We start from the raw sequence: 18,199 nt of genomic DNA, 5'->3' as shown, positions 1-18,199 counted from the left end.
ACCGGAAAACCGGCCGTCCGGGCTTATTCTTCGGTTTTTTCCCCCGCCCGGCGCGAAACACCGATGCCGAGCTGTTTGAGTTTGCGGTAAAGGTGCGTGCGTTCCAAACCGACCTTCTGCGCCACTTTGCTCATATTCTGACCTTCTTGGGCGATGTGGTACTCGAAATAACGCCGCTCCACCTCCTCCCTCAATTCGCGCAGGGGCAGATTGAAGTTGAAGCCGCCCGCCATATCTTCCGCCCCCTCGGCAGGCACATTCTGCCCCAAAAGGGAAGAAACCGCCCCTGCACCGATTTCCTGCCCGTCCGCCTCCAACAACAGCGTTGCAACGACACTGCTCAACTGGTCAAAATTTCCCGGCCATTCATAACGGGTCAATGCGGCAAGCGCATCTTCACTGAATGAGGCAGGCGCAATCTTTTGGCTTTCCGCCACATTGCAGGTAATCCCCTGTATCAGGAAGGGAATGTCTTCATGCTGCATACGCAGGGGCGGAATACGGACGACCGATTCCGACAGCAGTTCCGCCAGCTTTTCCTCGCAGGCAATGCCGTCTGAACCTGCCGCGTGGCTGCACGAAGCAATCACCCTGACGCGGCGGTGTTCCGCCTTGCCGACAATAAAGGCAATGCCGGTTTGGATATTGCGGCTGTATTGGGCGATGTCGCCGACATACAAAACGCCGCCCTCCGCCTTCTGCAACAGTTCCATCGGCATATCGATCAGATATTCGACCCTTGCCGGACTGACCCACGGCGTACCGTTTTTATGGAAATAACGCGCCACGGTTTCAAACGGCGAACCCGCCTCGCCCGTCAAAAATACAGGGGACGTGCGTTTTGCCGCCGCTTCGACTTCGCGGTTCATCTCCTGAATCGCGGCACTGTTGCCCAGCTTGTCGAACACCGGTCCCGTTTCGATTTGCGCCGCACCATGTTTCAACGCGTTTTCGACGGCAGACAGCAGCTTTTGCAGGGAAATCGGTTTTTCCAAAAAATCGATCGCGCCGATTTTGGTCGCTTCTACGGCGGTATCGATGCTGGCATGCCCGCTCATCATCACCACCGGCATATTGAGCTGCCCGTTTTTCGCCCACTCCTTCAAAAGCGTGATGCCGTCGCAATCGGGCATCCAAATATCCAGCAGCACCATCGCGGGACGCGCCTGATGGCGCAGCTTGCGCGCCTCTTCGGCATTTTCCGCCAATGCGACCGAATAGCCTTCGTCCTGCAGGATTTCCGACAGCAGGTCGCGGATGCCGACTTCGTCGTCTACAATTAAAATATCGCTGCTACGCATAAGTTTCTACCGTTTTTGGCAAGATGATTCTGACACACGCCCCACCCGCATCCTGATTGCTCAGGCTGATGCGTCCGCCGTGTTCTTCAATGATTTTTTTCACCACGGGCAGTCCCAATCCCGTTCCCGCCGGTTTGTCCGTTACATACGGCTCGAAGGCGTTGTGCAGCATTTCCCTGCCGAACCCTTTGCCGTTGTCGCAAACCGTCAGGACAATCCGTCCGTCCTGCCCCGCTTCCGATTTTACCCTGACTTCGGGCATATCGGCTTCTTCCGCCGCTTCGGCGGCATTTTTGAAAATATTGTGCAGCACCTGCCGCATGGCGGTCGTATCCGCCGCCATCATCAGCGGTTCGTCGGCAAGTTCCGCCTCAAACCGGCACGGGCCGGCTTCGTACAGAGCCAAAACATCGCCGATTAAGGCGTTCAAATCCTGATTTTCCAATTTGAGCGACGGCGCGCGCGCGTAATTGCGGAATGCTTCGACCATTTCTTTTAACGCCGCCACCTGTTTGATGATGGTGTCGATCGAACGCGTCAGGATTTGCGCGTCCTGCTCGTCCAGCTTCCCGCCCAATTTCCACGCCAGCCGTTCGGCGGAAAGCTGGATGGGCGTGAGCGGATTGCGGATTTCGTGTGCCAGACGTTTGGCCACTTCGCCCCACGCCGCTTCTTTTTGCGCGTGTATCAATACGGTGATGTCGTCAATCACCATCACCACGCCGTTGCCGTTGTCTTCGGGCAATACCGTCGCCTTGCCCAGCAGGATTTTGGCATCGTCCGGCGCGGCATATTCCACTTGGACCGGTTTGTCCGTACCTGCCGCCGCGCCGATGGCGGCAAACACTTCGGCAAGCAGGGACTGCTGCGCCGAAACGCCGTGCCAACCGTGCCGGCTGCTGCCCCACAACGGCACGAGCGACATACCCAAAATCTGTTCCGCCGCTTTGTTAAAGGTTTTCAGACGGCCTTGTTCGTCAAACACCACCACGCCCGTGGTCAGCCCCTCCAACACGCATTCGAGATAATGTCTGGCGGCTTCCTCGCGCCTCCTGTTGCGCTCGTCCGCTTCTTTGGCGATGGACAACTGCTCGGTCATATGGTTGAACAGTTTGGTCAAACGCCCGAACTCATCATTGCGTAAAACAGGACGGGTTTGGCTGAAATCGCCTTGCGCCACCGCCTTCGCCCCCTCGGCAAGCGATAGGACGGGTTCGACGAAACGGCGGGCAAAATACAATGCCATGACTAGTGCAAGAAAAATCGACAGCAGCGAGGCAATCAGCAGGGTTGCCAGAAAAAAGGTCTGCAAACCTTTTTTGCTGTAACTCAACTCGGCATATTTCTCCCGCGCCTTTTCAATCAGGACGGCATCCTCTGCCACGTCTTTGGGAATCGGCTGGCGGAAAAACAAGGCGTAATCGCGCCCGTTGTGCGTACCCGCCGACAGCCAGCCCTGCGCGTACAATACGCCGCCTATGCTTTCCAAATCCCTGACCGAACCCGCCTGTTGGATTTTTTCCCAACGCGCCTTATCCGGAAACGGCTGATCGAGCTTGTGCGGGTTGATGCTTTTTTCGATTTTGCCGCTTGCGGCATTGTAAAGGGACAACTGGGTAAAGCTGCCGGCATAATGTTCCAGCACCCTGCCCATATCCCCGGGCAGGGAAGCCGCACCGATGAGGTCTATCTGCACGGGGACGGCGTTGCCGAGGGCGTTGTCTGCCGCCAGATTCAATGCGGACTTGCTCAAATTGAGGCTGCGTTCGAGGGCTTCGTGGGTATCGTTGCCGAACCACGAATTAATCGTGCCGTTGATAAACTGTGCGGAAACGCCGAACAGAAACACGCCGGGCAGTACGGCGACCAGCGTGAACATCCCGGAAAGGCGTTTGGCAATCTGCGAACCGAATACGCCGTCGCGCCTGTCTTTCAACAGCAATAGGACATAACGCGTCAAAACGGCGGACAACACCAGCAGCAGCATTGCGCTGAACGCGACAATCCACCAGAAATAATCCGCCAGCGAACTGGTGCTGCCGGTTGCCGCCGTCAATCCGTACAACAGGACGACGGCGCATATGGCTGCGATCAGTAGAAAACGGCGCATTATTTGTTCCCGATGATGTTTAGAGGTTTCCAACCCGAATCCAAATGCCAGTTTTGAGAAGTCAATGCGTTGATTTGGAAAGGCTTGGGCAGTTTTGAAGTGGACAGCAGCAGGCGGATTTCCGCCTTGGTTTCCCCTGCTTCCGCACCGGACAGCGCGCCTTTGTTCAGGACTTTCCAGTTGGCAACCGCGCCGGTCGCGCGCAATGCCGCACCCAAAGTGTCGTAGTCTGTCGAAAACGCGCCGACGGTAACGCGGTAGCGGTTGGTCAGCGGATGGAAACTCAGTTTGTAGTCAATATTGTCATCATCGCCGATTAATTGCCCCAATTTAAACCGATAAGAAGCGATTGTCGGGGCAGAAAGCTGCCAGCTTAAGGTAAAGTTGAGCGGCACGCCCCGGCGCAACGCCTGTTGGAGCTGGTCGGGCAGCTCGGTTTGGAAACGGCTGCTGATGGAAAGCCGCCCGCCGTCGGTTATCCTCGCTTCGGCGCGGGTCGCGGCAATGCCCTCCGCCGCCGCGTCCGGCAAAACGGAAAGCAGCGGCAGCAGCACAAGCCATTGTTTAATGCTTTTGAATAAGCGCGTAATAAAAGCCATCTTGGTGTTTGTTCGGTAAAAGCACCCGCGATTCGATCGGTTCGGCATCGGCATGGCGGCTGAGGAATTTTTGCAATTGCCCGTCGTTTTCTTCGACGAACACGGAACAGGTGGCAAGCAGCATTCTGCCGCCCTGTTTCAGCACCTGCCAAAGTGCATCCAGCAGGGCTTCCTGCTGACGGGCGGTTTTGAACGCGTCGGTCGGTCGGCGCAGCCATTTCACGTCGGGATTGCGCCGCGCCACGCCGGACGCGGTGCACGGCACGTCGGCAAGGATTGCGTCGAAAGGCTTTCCATCATACCACGCCGCCAAATCCCGCGCATCGGCACACGCCGCCGATGCCGTCTGAAAGCCCAGGCGCGCGATATTGTCCTCCACACGCTTCAGACGGCCTGCATCGATGTCCAAGGCGGTAACGCGGCAATCCGCCAGTTCCAAGATATGCCCCGTCTTGCCGCCCGGCGCGGCGCACGCGTCCAAAATCCGTTCGCCGTCTTTCGGGTTAAGAAGATAAGCCGCCTGCTGCGCGCCGAAGTCCTGTACCGAAACGATGCCGTCTGAAAAGCCGGGCAGGCGGTTTACCGGCACGGCTTCTTCCAACGTAACCGCATATTCGTCCAACGCCTTAGCCGCGATACCTTCCGCCACCAGTTTTTCCAAATAGCTTTCAGCATTGCCGTGCCGGCGGTTGACACGCAAAGTCATCGGCGGATGGGATTGCAGCGCGGCGGCGATGTTGTGCCAGTGTTTCGGATAATGGTTTTTCAAGTAAGCCACCCACCACAGCGGCAGGTTGTGTTTCGCCACATCGTCTTTTTTGCAGGAAGCCGCAAGCTTGTCGCGTTCGCGCAAAAAACGGCGCAAAACCGCGTTGGCAAACGAACGGTACTGCCCGCGTCCGATTTTGGCTATGCTCTCCACCGCCTCATTGACCACGGCGTGCGGCGCGTTGCGCGTGTAATGCAGTTGGTACAACGCCGCCAAAAGCAGGCTTTCGAGCTGCGGATTGTCGATGGGCTTTTTCAGCATCTGCGCGAGCATATGTTTCAAACTGCCCAAATAACGCTGGCAGCCATAGGCAATATCCTGCAACGCGCCGTTTTCCTGCGCCGTAAGGTCGGGATGCGCGGTGCGGATTTGCGCCAACACGTCCTGAAGGTTGCGCCCTTCGGAAACCGCCGCAATGCTGTCGGCGGCAAGTTTTTGGGCAAGTGCCATACTCATATTATGTGATTCGCTTTCTTCAACTGATGGTTTCAGACGGCATTCCCGTTTGCAGTTCAAATGCCGTCTGAAAAAGGTTTACAGCTTCGTCCCTGCTTCGATATGCCGTCCCGCCGCAAACGCCGCGATATTCATACGCCTGCCGCCGGCAGGCTGCAATTCGGTAATCTTCAGCGCGTTTTCGCCGCAGGCAACGACCAAACCGTCCGCCGAACAGGACAACACTTCGCCTGCCGTGCCTTGTTGCGCCACCACTTCCGCCCGCCGGATTTTCATCGGCTTGCCCTGATATTCGACCCACGCGGCAGGCACGGGGTTGAAGGCACGGATTTTGCGTTCGATAACCGCCGCGCTTTCGCTCCAATCGATACGCGCTTCTTCTTTGCTCAATTTTTGCGCGTAAGTAACACCTTCTTCGGGCTGTTTGACCGCGTTCAGACGGCCTTTGCTTTGAAGCTGTTGCAAATCGGCAACAACCGCCGCCGCACCGATTTCCATCAGCGCGTCGTGGACTTCGTTGGCGGTATCGGTAGGTTGGATGGCGTAGCGGTGTTCGCTGACCACGCCGCCGGTGTCCAAACCTGCATCCATCCGCATGATGCACACGCCGGTTTCGGCATCACCGGCCTCAATCGCGCGCTGAATCGGCGCCGCGCCGCGCCAACGGGGCAGCAGCGAGGCGTGGATGTTGAGGCAGCCGTGTTTCGGCGTATCCAACACGTCTTGCGGCAGAATCAAACCGTAGGCGGCAACCACCATTACGTCTGCCTCGACCTCTTTGAGCATTTGCAGGGCTTCGGCGTTGTTACGCAGTTTTTCAGGCTGTTCGACGCGCAAACCGAGTTCCAGCGCGGCTTGTTTGACAGGTGGGGCAGTCAGTTGCATACCGCGCCCTTTCGGACGGTCGGGCTGGGTCAGCACCAGCGGGATTTCAAAACCGGCGGCGGCAACGGCTTTTAAGGCGGCGGCGGCAAAATCGGGCGTGCCGGCAAAGATGACTTTCATAGCGTGTTCCTGCGTGTGCGTAAAGTTGTCGGATAAGGGCGTGCCGTCTGAAAACCTTGCAGCGTTCAGACGGCACGGCAAAAGGGTCAAATCGTATGTTTCTGACGTTTTTTCAGCTTGGTCTTAATCCGCCCCTGCTTGAGTTGGGAAAGGCGTTCGACAAACACGATGCCCATCAGGTGATCCAACTCGTGCTGCACGCAAATCGCCAGCAGACCGTCCGCCTCCAGCGTGAACTTTTCGCCTTTTTCATTCAAAGCCTCGACCTTGACGCGTTCGGCGCGGGTAACGGTGTCGTAAATGCCCGGTACGGACAGGCAGCCCTCTTCGTATGTGGTTTCGCCGTCTTTCTCAACAATGACGGGGTTGATGAACACGCGCGGTTCGCTGCGGTCTTCGGTCAAATCCATCACGACGATGCGCTCGTGCACATCGACCTGCGTCGCTGCCAGCCCGATGCCGCGCGCCTCGTACATCGTTTCAAACATATCGGCAACCAGCTTTTGGATGCGCTCGTCAACTTGTCCGACAGGCTTCGCCACCGTGTGCAGACGCTCGTCGGGATATTGGAGGATATTCAGTAAAGCCATAATTTTCTCTTTCCTTCGGCGGATACGCCGCCTGTTTTTCACAATTACCGTGATGGTGCGGATAATTCGATGTTAAAATGCGGGACATTTATTGTCATGCGGCACGTCCCGAAAAGACCGTCGCCGCTTTTTCCAACCCAATCAGGCAAGACAAACCGAAATTCATCAGATAAGGGGAACGGTTATGCAACGTCGTATTATAACCCTGCTCTGCGCGGCAGGTATGGCATTCTCAACACAAACTTTGGCGGCAAATCTGAAGGTGCGCCCGAACGCGCCGCAACGCTACACGGTCAAACAGGGCGATACCCTGTGGGGCATTTCGGGCAAATACCTGTACAGCCCGTGGCAATGGGGCCGCCTGTGGGGCGCGAACCGGGGCCAAATCCGCAATCCCGACCTGATTTATCCGGGCCAGGTTTTGGTGTTGCGCTACGTTAACGGCGAACCGCGCCTCGGCTTGGAACAGACAGACGGCATCCCCGTCGTCAAAATGAGTCCGGATAAGGAAGTGTCCGGATACGGTATCCCTGCCGTCAATGTCAACTTCTACCGCATCTTTATGCAGCATCCGCAAATCGTTTCCCGCAAAGAAACCGCCGTCGCGCCGCGCCTGCTTTCGGGCCCCGAAGGCAGGCTGCTGTACACCAAAGGCACCAGGGTTTACACCAAAGGCCTGAAAGAGCCGGGCCGCTACCTGACCTACCGCATCAATAAAAACATCACCGATCCGGATACGGGCAGATTCCTCGGGCAGGAAGTCGCATTCAGCGGCATCGTGCGCTCCCTCGACTATACCGACTCCGCCCTCGAACAACGCTCGAAACAGGCTGAAGAACGGCTGAAAGACAACGAATACTATACCCGCACCCATCCTTTGATTACCCCGCTGCGTACCCATTCGATACAGCCGCTGGTGGTCGAAACCGCCATTTCCGAAATACAGCAGGGCGACTACCTGATGAAAATGCCGGAAGACACCGACCGCTTCAATATGATGCCGCACGAGCCCTCCCAACCGGTTCAGGCGAAAATCGTTTCCGTGTTTGAAGGCGCGGGGGTCGGCGGACAGTTCAAAACCATTACGATAGACAAAGGCGGGGACGACGGATTGGACAAAGGCGCGGTTTTAAGCCTCTACAAACGCAAGAAAACGATGCAGGTCAACCTCTCCAACAATTTGGCCGAAGAACCTAAAAGCAGGGATACCGTCGAGCTGATTTCGACACCTGCCGAAGAAGTGGGCTTGGCAATGGTTTACCACACTACGCCGAGACTGGCTTACGCCATTATTTTGGAAAACATCTCCGATATTTCCGAAGGCGACACCGCCGCCAATCCGGGACGGGATTTGGACAATATGCCGGATCGTGGACGCAGCCGCGTCCGCGTCGATTCCGACCCTTTCCAATAACCCCTCGGCAACAATGCCGTCTGAAGCCTTCAGACGGCATTTTTATTGAGGCTGTGTTTTCATATCCCGTTGATACAGAACCCTGATTCGGCCGGACAAAATGCCCTTTATCCAACAGGGCCGGTTTCCGCCCGAACGGAAACCGGCAGCATTCCCTTTGCAAACAAATGAAATCGACCCGATATTCAAATCCACCCTGCCGCTTTGCCGCCGCCCCCGAAACAATGCCGTCTGAAGCCTTCAGACGGCATTGTTGCCGGAAAAAGCCGCCGGCACGGAACACGGCGCGCCGGACAATCCCGGCATACCGCCCCGCATATCGGGACACCTTCAATAAAATATCCGCTTGGGCTTTTCCGGCGTTTTCGAAATTTCCCTCAACGCCTGATTGAGCGCGCCCAAATCCAACGCCGTTTCCGAACGGCAGGCATCGCCGAAGATGTTTTTATATTCCGCCGTCAGTTTCAGCATTCCTTTGAACGCGCGCCCTTCCAAAGCCGCCGACAACTCGAAAATATCGGCGAACACGCGCCCGTAGGTTTCGCCCGAGGCGACCGCGTCCGTCCCCGATGCGAACATATCCATTTTTGCCAATTCCGCTTCAATTACACGCGCGTCTTCATCGTCGGGTAGGACTTCCGCCTTGAACCTGACCTGTTCCGCCATCCCTTTGCCGTGGTTTTTGACCAGCAGGGCGAGCATTTGCGGCTTGTGTTCCAAGTGTTGCAAAGAGGCGTGCAGGACGGGGTGTATGCTTTCGTTCTGTATCATTTTTTCGCGGTAGAACTTTTCCGCCTTAGCCTTTGAACGCGCCGACACGAACGCCCACGCCAGCCACACCAACGCGACGGCGGACAATGCGGACAGAAGCGGGGGCAGCTCTTCAGTATAGGCTTTCTGATTGAACCAGATTTGCGCGGTCAAAAAACCGGCAAAGAAAATCAAAACATAAAGTATCGGTGCGAAACGGCTTTGGACAGAAGCGTGCATCATTATTCCATTTCAAGTTGGCAAAATGGCGGCAGGCAAAATTCCGCCGCCGGGCTGCGGGAATCCGTCAGGCTTCCGCCACCGAATCCCGGCTGTAGGTTTTTTCGCAGTAGTGGCATTTCAGCCGCGTCTGCCCGTTGTGTTTTTTAACATAAAACCGGCTTTTGACCGGCTCGCTGTGGCTGGCGCAATTCGGGTTCGGGCAGCGGAACACTTCGGCGATTTCGTCGGGCAGGTTCAAATGCCGCTTCTGCACGACCTTGAAATTGTCGATAGTATTGACCACCGCTTCGGGGGCGAACAGGGCGAGGCGGTCGGCGGCTTTGTCGTCCAAGCACACGCCTTTGATTTTGATGATGTCTTTGCTGCCTTGGGTTTTGCTGGGCAGGTTGAAGCCCACGGTTACCGCGTTGCCGTAGTGCAAAAGTTTGAACTGGCGCAGGATGGTCAGCCCCCTGCCGGCGGGAATATGGTCGATAACCGTACCTTTTTCAATGGCTTCGACACTGAGTTTCGGGGTTTCCATATCGGTTCCTCACACTTCTTCGTTCAACACCAGCGACAATATCGCCATACGCGCATAAACGCCGTTGGTCGCCTGCTCGAAATAATAGGCATGCGGCGTAGCATCGACATCGGGATGGATTTCGTCCACGCGCGGCAGGGGGTGCAGCACGCGCAGGTTCGGTTTGGCGCGGGCAAGCATGGATGCGTCGAGATTGAATTTGCCTTGGATTTTGGCAAATTCCTGTTCGTCGAAACGCTCGCGCTGAACACGGGTCATATACAGGATGTCTGCCCATTCCGCCGCCTCTTCCAAACTGCCGAGGGCGCGGTATCGGCAGCCGGCTTCTTCCAACTCTTCGGTAATATAGTCGGGCATCGCCAGGCTGGGCGGCGAGACGAAGGCAAATTCACAGCCCCAGCGTTTCAACGCCTGACAAAGCGAATGTACGGTGCGCCCATATTTCAAGTCGCCCGCCATGGCGATTTTGAGCTTGTCCAAACGCCCCTGCGTTTCATAAATTGTTACCAGGTCGAGCAGCGTCTGGCTGGGGTGCTGGTTCGTGCCGTCGCCGGCGTTGATAACGGGGACGCGCGAAAACTCCGCCGCCACACGCGCCGCGCCGTCTTTAGGGTGGCGTTGGATGATTGCGTCGGTATAGCCGGAAATGATGCGGGCGGTATCGGCAAGCGTTTCGCCTTTTTTGGCACTGGTATTCGCGCCGTCCGAAAAGCCGATGACCTTGCCGCCCAAACGCTGCACCGCCGTTTCAAACGACAGGCGTGTACGCGTGGACGGCTCGAAAAAGCACGAACCGATGAGTTTGCCTTCCAACAAATCGCCGCGCGGATGCGCCTTCAGCTTCAATGCCGTCTGAAGCAGGCATTCCAACTGTTCGCGCGACAAATCCGAAATGGAGATGATATGCTGTCTGTAAAGCGGATTAGGCATTTTGCCCCCCTTCCGTAAAAAACCCGCGTCAGGCGGGCATCCGGTTATACGTCCACGCCGCCCGTATGTTTGCGGAACAGCTTCGCAAAAGCGGCAATACGCCGCGTATTATCGCACATTTGCCGCCGCAAAGTTTTACCGCACGAATCCCGTACTTTTCAGACGGCATATCCAAACACGCCCGCATAAGCATAAGGTATAATCGCGCCAGACATTTCTTTTCAGGAAGCCGCCATGTTAGTCTGCAACCCCTACGAAGTCGTCATCCACGGCACAACGAGTTCCGGCAAGATTTTCCGCCCCAGCGACTGGGCGGAACGCCTGTGCGGCATCCTGTCCTCGTTCACCAAAGACAACCGCCTTTCCTACTCGAAATGGGTACGCCCCATGCTGGTGGACAACATCCGCTGCGTCGCCGTCGATAAAAAACTGGAAACCGACAATCCCCAAATGTTCCGCTTCCTGATGGACTTTGCCGCCGACAACGACCTGCGCGTCATCGACTGCAAAGCCCTGCTCGAAGAACGCGAACAGGGCGGACAAAACGACCCTACCGACGAGCGCGTCCTGCTGGCACAGGCAATCGAAGAAAAACACGCCGCCGAGAAAGCACAGGAACAGACCGTCTCGGGCGCATCCTACGTTTTACGCGAAATCGGCGCGGACGACACCGCCACCGCCTTTGCAGCCTTGAGCGTTTTGCGTTCCGCCCTGACCGACATCAACCGCTTTACCGAACAGATCAACAAAACCCAACGCCCCCAAGGCTACCGCCTGCTGGGTATTTTTGAAGAAGGCAAACACAACGCCGTCGCCGTCTGCGGCTTCCGCGAAGCCTGCAACCTCGCCAGCGGCCGACATATCCATATCGACGACATCGTTACCCTGCCGCAAAGCCGCCGCAAAGGCTACGCTTCGCGCCTGCTGGAAGAAGTCCGCAAAATCGGCGCGGAAACAGGGGTAACCAAAATCCACCTCAACGTCCACGTCAACCACGACCGCGCCGACGCGCACCGCCTGTATTTCAAAAACGGTTTTGAAATCTGCGCCTACCACTTCCGTTGCGACCCAAAATGAAAACACTCCTCCTCATCTGCACCCTGTCGGCACTCGCCGCCTGCGCCACCCCGTCCGAACAAGGCGACAGCAGGGTTTACGGCGAAATCAAAGCCGGTATCGAAACCCGTTACAGCCGCTGAGAAAATGCCGTCTGAAGCCCTTTCAGACGGCATTTTAAAATATGCGTCCTATCCGTCCGCCTTGCCCGCACCCCCTGCCTTTGCCGCCCTGCCCGATGCCGTCTGAAGCCTGAACCGCCCCACCAGCCCGATGACGCACGACATCGCCGGAAAGGGCATACACAAAGCCGTCAGCACATAACGCGCATTGCCCGTATTGACCACGTCCGCGCCCTTCAGCAGCAGCGGCAGCGCGTTCGCCCACTCCCACAGCGAAGGCGCGCTGAACGCCAACACCGCCACCAGCCCCAACATCCGGAACACCCCGATTTCCAATACCTGCCGCCGCCGCACCGAACGGTTGAGCAGAAACACAACCGCCAACCCGAAACAGACCACCGTCGCCATCCCCCCGTTGGCGACAATCTGCAAACTGTTGAACGCAATATCGGGCGTAACCGCCAACACGCCTTCCGAATCCGGCACGGCACGCTGCAAATCCAAACCCTGCAACACGTTCAACACAAAACCGTAGATCAAATCAAAAAACACCACGCCTATCGGCAAAGCACTCAAAACCCGCCACATCTTCCTATCCGACCAACCGTTCAAAACCTTCATTTTATAGTGGATTAAATTTAAACCAGTACGGCGTTGCCTCGCCTTGCCGTACTATTTGTACTGTCTGCGGCTTCGTCGCCTTGTCCTGATTTAAATTTAATCCACTATACCCGACCGCGCAAGCCGCCGAACAAAAAATAAATTTAGCCTAAGTCATAAAACCGTGTAATTTTGCACCAAAAAAGGCGGTTTGCAGGTAAAATATCAAACCATTAATTTAAATCATATTTTTACAGAATATTCCGCCGCGTTCATCAAATGGCATCAAACCGGTTCCAAATTTCTGTAATTTTGCAACAAAATACCGCAAAACACCCGATTGAGACCGAAAGGACTTTCATATGAACCAGACAAGCCGCGATCTGACCCGCATCAGCCACAACACCAAAATCGTCGCCACCCTCGGGCCGGGCAGCAACAACGTCGAACTGTTGGAGGATATGATCCGCGTCGGCGGCCTGAACGTCGTCCGCTTCAACTTCAGCCACGGTACGCCCGAATTCCATCAGGAAAACGCCCGCATCGTGCGCGAGGCGGCAAAACGCGCCGGACAGGAAATCGCCATCATTGCCGACCTGCAGGGCCCGAAAATCCGTGTGGGCAAAATCGCCGGCGGCAGCATCGAATTGAACAAAGGCGAAACACTGGTACTGGATGCCGCGCTCGAAGGCGAAGGCACGCACGAGGCGGTCGGTTTGGACTACCGCGACCTGCCCGACGACGTTGCCGCAGGCGATGTTTTGTGGCTGGACGACGGCCTGCTGACCCTGACCGTGGAATCCGTCGAAGGCAGCAGGATTATCACAAGGGTGGAAAACAGCCACGTCCTGAAAAGCAACAAAGGCATCAACAAACGCGGCGGCGGTTTGTCCGCAGGCGCGTTGACCGAAAAAGACTTCCGCGACCTGAAAACCGCGATTGCCATCGGTTGCGACTATCTCGCCATCAGCTTTGTGAAGTCCGCCGAAGATTTGCACATCGCGCGCGCCAAAGTCGAAGAGGAAATGAAAGGCAGCACTGCCGTGCGCCCCGGTTTGGTTTCCAAAATCGAACGTGTGGAAGCGATTGAAAACTTGGATGAAATCATCCTCGCCGGCGACGGCATTATGGTTGCGCGCGGCGACTTGGCGGTCGAAGTCGGACACGCCGCCGTCCCCGCCCTGCAAAAACGGATGATCCGCCGCGCCCGCGAGTTGCGCCGCTTCAGCATTACGGCGACGCAAATGATGGAATCGATGATTACCAACCCCGTGCCGACCCGCGCGGAAGTCAGCGATGTGGCAAACGCGGTATTGGACGGCACCGATGCGGTGATGTGTTCCGCCGAAACCGCCGTCGGCGCGTATCCGTTTGAAACCGTCAGCCAAATGGCGATTATCTGCGCGGCTGCCGAAAAAGAACAGGATTCGCTCAACGGCGTTGCCGAACAAGTTGAGTATCCCGAAGCCGTCAGCACCAACCTGGCGGTTGCCGGCGGCGCGGTCAGCGTGGCGCGCGCGGTTCACGCCAAAGCCATCGTCGCCCTGACCGAAAGCGGTTCGACCGCCTTTGAAATCAGCCGCCACAACATCACCCTACCGATTTTCGCGCTGACCCCGAGCGTTTCCGCCCAACGCCGTATGGCGATGTACCGGGGCGTTCGTCCGCTGATTTTGGCAACCAGCACCGACCACGACACGGCGTTGAACGAAGTCGAAACGATGCTGGTGGAACACAACATCCTGCATTCCGGCGACCAGTACATCATCACCAGCGGCTCGCAAATGCGCGAATCCGGCTCGACCAATACGCTGGAAGTGCTGCGCGTCAAATAATCCGCCCTGAGTGGAAAATGCCGTCTGAAGCCGATGTCCGGGGCTTCAGACGGCATTTTTTGCGGCGGCGCGGCGGTTCGGGCAAACTCTGAAAAAATTGTGCAAATCCGGCAACATCGGATAAAATCGAGTACCTATACTAAAGCAAAAAAGGCAATTCCGACTGCCTTTTTTATTTGTCCTCCATCCGCCTTTTTACGGAAACTGAAATGATCCCTTCCTCACTGAAAAAAACCGTCCTGCTGCTCGGCACTGCCTTTGCCGCCGCATCCGTCCACGCATCCGGCTATCACTTCGGCACACAGTCGGTCAACGCGCAAAGCACGGCAAATGCCGCCGCCGCAGAAGCCGCCGACGCATCGACCATCTTCTACAACCCCGCCGGCCTGACCAAACTCGACAGCAGCCAGATTTCCGTCAACGCCAACATCGTGCTGCCCAGCATTCATTATGAGGCGGATTCCGCCACCGACTTTACCGGGCTTCCCGTCCAAGGTTCTAAAAACGGCAAAATCACCAAAACCACGGTTGCGCCCCACATCTACGGCGCATACAAAGTCAACGACGACCTGACCGTGGGCTTGGGCGTGTACGTCCCCTTCGGCTCTGCCACCGAATACGAAAAAGATTCCGTGTTGCGCCACAACATCAACAAACTCGGTCTGACCAGCATCGCCGTCGAACCCGTCGCCGCGTGGAAACTCAACGAACGCCATTCCTTCGGCGCAGGCATCATCGCCCAACATACTTCCGCCGAACTGCGCAAATATGCCGACTGGGGTATCCCGCAAAAAGCAGGAATACTGAAAGCAACACCGTCCAATCTCGCCGGTGCAGCCGCCATTCAGGCCGACGGACACGCCGATGTCAAAGGCAGCGATTGGGGCTTCGGCTACCAACTGGCGTGGATGTGGGACATCAACGACCGCGCGCGCGTGGGCGTGAACTACCGTTCCAAAGTCTCACACACGCTCAAAGGCGATGCCGAATGGGCGGCAGACGGCGCGGCGGCGAAAGCAATGTGGAATACGATGCTCGCAAAAATCGGTTATACGGCGAATGAAAAAGCCCGCGTCAAAATCGTAACGCCTGAGTCTTTGTCCGTACACGGTATGTACAAAGTGTCCGACAAAGCCGACCTGTTCGGTGACGTAACTTGGACGCGCCACAGCCGCTTCAATAAGGCGGAACTGGTTTTTGAAAAAGAAAAAAACATCGTCAACGGCAAATCCGACCGCACCACCATCACCCCCAACTGGCGCAACACCTACAAAATCGGCTTGGGCGGTTCTTATCAAATCAGCGAACCGCTGCAACTGCGCGCCGGCATCGCTTTTGACAAATCGCCCGTCCGCAACGCCGACTACCGCATGAACAGCCTGCCCGACGGCAACCGCATTTGGTTCTCCGCCGGTATGAAATACAATATCGGCAAAAACCACGTCGTCGATGCCGCCTACACCCACATCCACATCAACGACACCAGCTACCGCACGGCGAAGGCAAGCGGCAACGATGTGGACAGCAAAGGCGCGTCTTCCGCACGTTTCAAAAACCACGCCGACATCATCGGCCTGCAATACACCTACAAATTCAAATAAACGGCTCGCTGTTTGAATGTAGAAATGCCGTCTGAAACAGTTTTCCGTTTCAGACGGCATTGTTTTAGGCTCGATTGAAAACGAAGCAGGAAACACTGCCGCCATCCCCGTACAGACAGGAATGACGGGGTGCATTTTTATCCGGCAGCCGATACGCCTACCTCGGTATCCGGGAGAATATATGCAGAACCTCCTTCATATCAAAATGGTAGGGACGCTCGGGCAACAGGACGGCGGCGGGCAGCTTGGTGATGCCATTCAAGCCGCGCGGGAACAGCGCAATCCGCTCTTTGCCCTTTTCCGCATAATCTGCTTTGCGGTTGTGGACGGAAACCACTTCGCGATGGCGGTAAAGCAGCGTGTTCATTTCGATATAGGCTTCGTTGTGGATGGCTGCCGACTGTTTCTGCAACACGTCAATCTGCCTGTTGAGCTTGTCGTTGGTTTTCATCAGCCTGTTGAAGAACGACGGTTGCTCCTGCAGTTTGGCGGTACAGGCTTCGATGCTTTCCGATACCGGCCCGAACTGTTCGAGGTATTTTTCCAAACAGTTTTCCAAGTCGGTCAAGCAGCCGGCCATCTTGCGGGAAAATTCTTCTTCAGGCTTTCCCTGCCGAATGGACAATATAGTGAATTAACAAAAATCAGGACAAGGCGGCGAGCCGCAGACAGTACAAACAGTACGGAACCGATTCACTTGGTGCTTGAGCACCTTAGAGAATCGTTCTCTTTGAGCTAAGGCGAGGCAACGCCGTACCGGTTTTTGTTAATCCACTATATTTGGGAGGGGCGTAACCCCTTCCGAATCAGGACGGCACATAGGGCGACGTTTTTTGTATCGTCCTGTGTGTTGAAACATCAGCATAGGAAACGCAGGAAAAGACGGTTGTTTTGCGCCTGCGTACCGTATTGGTCAAAATGCCGTCTGAAACCGACAACAGGGTTTCAGACGGCATTTCCGTCAATTTTCTCTTTATCTGCCGAACAGGTTGGCGATATTTTCCATCTGTTCTTCGGTAAAACTGTTCTCGCCCAATCTGGCGGCAACTGCCCATTCGCCCGACAAACCGTGTTCCGCACCGAGCTGCCGCCATTTTTCGACTTTGGCTTCGTCTGTGGTTTTTTCGGGCAGCGGTTTGACGGGAATCCTGCTTTTGGGGACGGTATTCATCGGTTTGCCCCTAATCGATGGAATAGCCGCGAAGATACTGTATCCGTTCGCGCGTCATCCGCGTGTCGCATTGGAGCTTGAGGTATTCGGCGTATTCTTTCCCGTCTGCCTGCGCAGCGGCTTGTCGGCAGTTGCTGATTTTTTCCTGCGCCCACTTGCGCTGTTCGCCGACCAACTCTTTTTGCACATCGGTATCGAGTCCTCCCCAAAGTTTGGTAATTTCGGATTCCGCACGCTGGTTTTGTACGCGCGCCTCTTCCACTTCGCCCTGTGATACGGTAACGGTATTGGCACGCTCGCCGTCGTCGGGATGCAGGATTTCCGGTTCGGGCGCGCCTTCTGCGGCTTGGGGTACGCCCGCATCGCTGGCGGCGGCATTGTGTTCCAAAATGTCTTCGGGCGTGGGTTTGGACGGTTCTTCTTCACGGGCTTTGCCGCTCAAAACCCTGACCGCGTCTTCTTTTTTCACCGCCTTGCCGTCTATCATCACGATGCTCTTCACGCCGTAAGGCAGCAACGCGGCAGACAGCGTTTGCGCCGCCATACCGACCGTGTTGTCGATAAATGCCGTCTGACCGTCTTTGGCGGGCAGGAAGCGGACGGCTGCCGTCAATACGCCGTCTTTAAATTCGACATTGCCGCCCGTCTTCTGCCGCACGATGTCTGCCAAAGACGTTTCCCCATACAACAGGGGGCTGTTTGCCTCAGCATCGGCAAGCGTTTCAGACGGCACGGTAATGTTCAAATCGGCGATACAGAACGTGCGCCCGCCTTCCTGCGTTTCCGAAGCGTGTTCCAAAGAAAACGCCAAACCGTAGGCAGCAGCGATAATTTTGTCGGCATCGACAAACTGCCTGCCGTCTTCGCGCGCGAAAGAACGCGCTTCCTGCGTGAGCGTTTCCTGAATATTGCCGCGTATGTCCTGCAACACGGCGGGGTTGGCGCATTCCAATGCCTTGGGCGGTTCTTCCCTGCCGCACGCGGCAAGCAGCAGGGCAAACGGCAGCGCAATGAGTTTCCGATACATGATGTTCCTTCCAAACGGTGCAGACCGATGGCGGCTATCATAGCAAAAGCACCTGCAGGCGGTAAACCTTGCAGGTGCTTTGTCGGAAAGGCGGAAA

19 protein-coding genes are annotated in these 18,199 nt (G+C 56.3%); 5 read left to right on the top strand and 14 right to left on the bottom strand.

All coding sequences use genetic code 11. From position 1 onward, the window contains the following. Positions 1-23: 23 nt before the first annotated feature. The 6 genes from Q3O12_RS06000 to def all read right to left on the bottom strand — a co-directional run bounded on the left by Q3O12_RS06000 (position 24) and on the right by def (position 6,830). On the bottom strand, positions 24-1,301 hold the full coding sequence (locus tag Q3O12_RS06000; RefSeq protein WP_301669745.1) for a sigma-54-dependent transcriptional regulator: 1,278 nt from the start codon (positions 1,299-1,301) through the stop codon (positions 24-26). Beyond that, positions 1,294-3,411: a sensor histidine kinase gene (locus Q3O12_RS05995; protein WP_301669744.1), complete on the bottom strand. Its 2,118-nt coding sequence runs from the start codon at positions 3,409-3,411 to the stop codon at positions 1,294-1,296. Before Q3O12_RS05995 ends, Q3O12_RS06000 begins: the two co-directional genes overlap by 8 nt. Further along, positions 3,411-4,010 (bottom strand): DUF4390 domain-containing protein, encoded by a 600-nt coding sequence (locus Q3O12_RS05990; RefSeq protein ID WP_003707105.1) that lies wholly within the window; start codon positions 4,008-4,010, stop codon positions 3,411-3,413. The genes Q3O12_RS05995 and Q3O12_RS05990 overlap by 1 nt, the downstream gene beginning before the upstream one ends. Next, positions 3,976-5,235 (bottom strand): 16S rRNA (cytosine(967)-C(5))-methyltransferase RsmB, encoded by a 1,260-nt coding sequence (gene rsmB, locus Q3O12_RS05985; RefSeq protein WP_301669769.1) that lies wholly within the window; start codon positions 5,233-5,235, stop codon positions 3,976-3,978. The genes Q3O12_RS05990 and rsmB overlap by 35 nt, the downstream gene beginning before the upstream one ends. Before the next feature lie 78 nt (positions 5,236-5,313). Beyond that, positions 5,314-6,240, bottom strand: a complete 927-nt coding sequence (gene fmt / locus Q3O12_RS05980; protein WP_301669768.1) for a methionyl-tRNA formyltransferase — start codon at positions 6,238-6,240, stop codon at positions 5,314-5,316. 86 nt (positions 6,241-6,326) lie between these two features. Beyond that, on the bottom strand, positions 6,327-6,830 hold the full coding sequence (def, locus tag Q3O12_RS05975; protein WP_301669743.1) for a peptide deformylase: 504 nt from the start codon (positions 6,828-6,830) through the stop codon (positions 6,327-6,329). A 184-nt stretch (positions 6,831-7,014) separates the two neighbouring features. Here def and Q3O12_RS05970 point away from each other — a divergent pair, with 184 nt between their 5' ends. Further along, positions 7,015-8,244 carry a LysM peptidoglycan-binding domain-containing protein gene (locus tag Q3O12_RS05970; RefSeq protein WP_301669742.1) on the top strand — a complete coding sequence of 410 codons (1,230 nt, stop codon included), beginning with the start codon at positions 7,015-7,017 and terminating at the stop codon, positions 8,242-8,244. Positions 8,245-8,574: 330 nt separating this feature from the next. Here Q3O12_RS05970 and Q3O12_RS05965 read toward each other — a convergent pair whose 3' ends face one another. The 3 genes from Q3O12_RS05965 to pyrB all read right to left on the bottom strand — a co-directional run bounded on the left by Q3O12_RS05965 (position 8,575) and on the right by pyrB (position 10,690). Next, positions 8,575-9,234, bottom strand: coding sequence for a DUF8453 domain-containing protein (locus tag Q3O12_RS05965; RefSeq protein WP_301669767.1), 660 nt, complete (start codon positions 9,232-9,234; stop codon positions 8,575-8,577). Positions 9,235-9,301: 67 nt separating this feature from the next. Further along, on the bottom strand, positions 9,302-9,760 hold the full coding sequence (gene pyrI / locus Q3O12_RS05960; protein WP_301669741.1) for an aspartate carbamoyltransferase regulatory subunit: 459 nt from the start codon (positions 9,758-9,760) through the stop codon (positions 9,302-9,304). Between the two features lie 9 nt (positions 9,761-9,769). Continuing rightward, the gene (pyrB, locus tag Q3O12_RS05955; RefSeq protein ID WP_301669740.1) at positions 9,770-10,690 is read right to left on the bottom strand and encodes an aspartate carbamoyltransferase; all 921 of its coding nucleotides are present in this window, start codon (positions 10,688-10,690) and stop codon (positions 9,770-9,772) included. Between the two features lie 234 nt (positions 10,691-10,924). Here pyrB and Q3O12_RS05950 point away from each other — a divergent pair, with 234 nt between their 5' ends. Together Q3O12_RS05950 and Q3O12_RS05945 are read left to right on the top strand one after the other, a co-directional pair. Then, a complete protein-coding gene (locus tag Q3O12_RS05950; RefSeq protein WP_301669739.1) occupies positions 10,925-11,767 on the top strand; it encodes a GNAT family N-acetyltransferase in 843 nt (280 codons plus the stop codon). Then, complete coding sequence (locus Q3O12_RS05945) at positions 11,764-11,889, top strand: hypothetical protein (RefSeq protein WP_301669738.1); 126 nt, start codon at positions 11,764-11,766, stop codon at positions 11,887-11,889. The genes Q3O12_RS05950 and Q3O12_RS05945 overlap by 4 nt, the downstream gene beginning before the upstream one ends. Before the next feature lie 48 nt (positions 11,890-11,937). On the opposite strand, the gene Q3O12_RS05940 is transcribed toward Q3O12_RS05945, so the two are convergent. Next, positions 11,938-12,489, bottom strand: coding sequence for a hypothetical protein (locus Q3O12_RS05940; protein WP_301669737.1), 552 nt, complete (start codon positions 12,487-12,489; stop codon positions 11,938-11,940). A gap of 341 nt (positions 12,490-12,830) precedes the next feature. Between Q3O12_RS05940 and pyk the strand changes: the two genes are divergently transcribed. After that, positions 12,831-14,303 carry a pyruvate kinase gene (pyk, locus tag Q3O12_RS05930; protein WP_301669736.1) on the top strand — a complete coding sequence of 491 codons (1,473 nt, stop codon included), beginning with the start codon at positions 12,831-12,833 and terminating at the stop codon, positions 14,301-14,303. A gap of 209 nt (positions 14,304-14,512) precedes the next feature. Continuing rightward, the gene (locus Q3O12_RS05925) at positions 14,513-15,904 is read left to right on the top strand and encodes an OmpP1/FadL family transporter (RefSeq protein ID WP_301669735.1); all 1,392 of its coding nucleotides are present in this window, start codon (positions 14,513-14,515) and stop codon (positions 15,902-15,904) included. Between the two features lie 157 nt (positions 15,905-16,061). Here Q3O12_RS05925 and Q3O12_RS05920 read toward each other — a convergent pair whose 3' ends face one another. The 4 genes from Q3O12_RS05920 to Q3O12_RS05905 form a co-directional block, all read right to left on the bottom strand. After that, a complete protein-coding gene (locus Q3O12_RS05920; RefSeq protein WP_081462477.1) occupies positions 16,062-16,484 on the bottom strand; it encodes a hypothetical protein in 423 nt (140 codons plus the stop codon). A gap of 226 nt (positions 16,485-16,710) precedes the next feature. Then, positions 16,711-16,860, bottom strand: coding sequence for a hypothetical protein (locus Q3O12_RS05915; RefSeq protein ID WP_301669734.1), 150 nt, complete (start codon positions 16,858-16,860; stop codon positions 16,711-16,713). A gap of 17 nt (positions 16,861-16,877) precedes the next feature. Continuing rightward, on the bottom strand, positions 16,878-17,075 hold the full coding sequence (locus tag Q3O12_RS05910) for a hypothetical protein (protein ID WP_301669733.1): 198 nt from the start codon (positions 17,073-17,075) through the stop codon (positions 16,878-16,880). A gap of 10 nt (positions 17,076-17,085) precedes the next feature. Further along, a complete protein-coding gene (locus tag Q3O12_RS05905; RefSeq protein WP_301669732.1) occupies positions 17,086-18,102 on the bottom strand; it encodes a lysozyme inhibitor LprI family protein in 1,017 nt (338 codons plus the stop codon). Positions 18,103-18,199: the final 97 nt, after the last annotated feature.

Source organism: Neisseria benedictiae, assembly GCF_958267435.1.
Taxonomy (GTDB): Bacteria; Pseudomonadota; Gammaproteobacteria; order Burkholderiales; family Neisseriaceae; genus Neisseria; species Neisseria bergeri.
The sequence above is the reverse complement of the archived record's forward strand: the minus strand, read 5'-3'. Positions and strand labels throughout refer to the sequence as shown.

Bases quoted from the DNA above. Each gene is read 5' to 3' on its own strand.
- Q3O12_RS05905 (WP_301669732.1), bottom strand. From the start codon at position 18,102: ATGTATCGGAAACTCATTGCGCTGCCGTTTGCCCTGCTGCTTGCCGCG.
- Q3O12_RS05920 (WP_081462477.1), bottom strand. From the start codon at position 16,484: ATGGCCGGCTGCTTGACCGACTTGGAAAACTGTTTGGAAAAATACCTC.
- pyk (WP_301669736.1), top strand. From the start codon at position 12,831: ATGAACCAGACAAGCCGCGATCTGACCCGCATCAGCCACAACACCAAA.
- pyrI (WP_301669741.1), bottom strand. From the start codon at position 9,760: ATGGAAACCCCGAAACTCAGTGTCGAAGCCATTGAAAAAGGTACGGTT.
- Q3O12_RS05965 (WP_301669767.1), bottom strand. From the start codon at position 9,234: ATGCACGCTTCTGTCCAAAGCCGTTTCGCACCGATACTTTATGTTTTG.
- Q3O12_RS06000 (WP_301669745.1), bottom strand. From the start codon at position 1,301: ATGCGTAGCAGCGATATTTTAATTGTAGACGACGAAGTCGGCATCCGC.
- Q3O12_RS05990 (WP_003707105.1), bottom strand. From the start codon at position 4,010: ATGGCTTTTATTACGCGCTTATTCAAAAGCATTAAACAATGGCTTGTG.
- Q3O12_RS05995 (WP_301669744.1), bottom strand. From the start codon at position 3,411: ATGCGCCGTTTTCTACTGATCGCAGCCATATGCGCCGTCGTCCTGTTG.
- Q3O12_RS05950 (WP_301669739.1), top strand. From the start codon at position 10,925: ATGTTAGTCTGCAACCCCTACGAAGTCGTCATCCACGGCACAACGAGT.
- def (WP_301669743.1), bottom strand. From the start codon at position 6,830: ATGGCTTTACTGAATATCCTCCAATATCCCGACGAGCGTCTGCACACG.
- rsmB (WP_301669769.1), bottom strand. From the start codon at position 5,235: ATGAGTATGGCACTTGCCCAAAAACTTGCCGCCGACAGCATTGCGGCG.
- Q3O12_RS05940 (WP_301669737.1), bottom strand. From the start codon at position 12,489: ATGAAGGTTTTGAACGGTTGGTCGGATAGGAAGATGTGGCGGGTTTTG.
- pyrB (WP_301669740.1), bottom strand. From the start codon at position 10,690: ATGCCTAATCCGCTTTACAGACAGCATATCATCTCCATTTCGGATTTG.
- fmt (WP_301669768.1), bottom strand. From the start codon at position 6,240: ATGAAAGTCATCTTTGCCGGCACGCCCGATTTTGCCGCCGCCGCCTTA.
- Q3O12_RS05915 (WP_301669734.1), bottom strand. From the start codon at position 16,860: ATGCCGTCTGAAACCCTGTTGTCGGTTTCAGACGGCATTTTGACCAAT.
- Q3O12_RS05945 (WP_301669738.1), top strand. From the start codon at position 11,764: ATGAAAACACTCCTCCTCATCTGCACCCTGTCGGCACTCGCCGCCTGC.
- Q3O12_RS05970 (WP_301669742.1), top strand. From the start codon at position 7,015: ATGCAACGTCGTATTATAACCCTGCTCTGCGCGGCAGGTATGGCATTC.
- Q3O12_RS05910 (WP_301669733.1), bottom strand. From the start codon at position 17,075: ATGAATACCGTCCCCAAAAGCAGGATTCCCGTCAAACCGCTGCCCGAA.
- Q3O12_RS05925 (WP_301669735.1), top strand. From the start codon at position 14,513: ATGATCCCTTCCTCACTGAAAAAAACCGTCCTGCTGCTCGGCACTGCC.